1 protein-coding gene is annotated in these 703 nt (G+C 47.1%); it reads right to left on the bottom strand.

The features are described 5' to 3' along the window. Positions 1-83 precede the first annotated feature (83 nt). Entirely contained in the window at positions 84-650 is a 567-nt protein-coding gene (locus ACVRRC_RS22130; RefSeq protein ID WP_472997596.1) for a hypothetical protein, read from the bottom strand. Positions 651-703: the final 53 nt, after the last annotated feature.

Genomic DNA, 703 nt, shown 5'->3' with positions numbered 1-703 from the left:
GATCCTCAGCAGTTTTACGATGTTTTGTGCGAAATGATGCGATGAGTACCACATCGCATCGTAGAAAGCGTTACAGCGCTATTTCATTGCAGGCTCTTTTCGACCCAACGATATTCTTTGCCCTGGAAATGGTCTTGCAAGCAAATCGTACATTTTCCGTCGCGGCTTTCAGCGTAAACACTCCAGTGATGTACTGGCGTATCACAGTTATCAGAAACAGACTTGATGAAGCCGCTGAGCTCATGCTTCTGTACGATGGTGAGTTTGGATGTCGCCACCAGTGAACGCAGTTCAAACGCATCAAACTCGACTGTGATTAACCCCGCAGGGAGCGTCACTTCGTTGCAAACGGAATACAGCTCGCGCGGCACCGTGAAACACACACAGGTTTGTGCATATTGCTCAGCAGTAATATCGGCTGACGACTCAATCGCACATAGCAGCGTTTCCGATGAGATACCAATTTCTGCGTCGTGAGTACGATCCACCAGCTGGAGTGCTTTGTGCGCCTCATATTCGGAGATAGGCTCCCTACCGCTGTCAGACAAGACCTGGTGAATATCTTCCGTATCCCACAGCTTCGTTAACACAAGGGCATGTTGGTTTTTAATAGAGAGATGAGCGATAAGTTCTTTGACTGTGCAGTACATGGGAAACCTCTTTTTTATTGGTATTCGTCGTTTTGTTTACCTCTCTATTGAAA

The organism is Stutzerimonas sp. LR2, assembly GCF_055755175.1.
The sequence above is the reverse complement of the archived record's forward strand: the minus strand, read 5'-3'. Positions and strand labels throughout refer to the sequence as shown.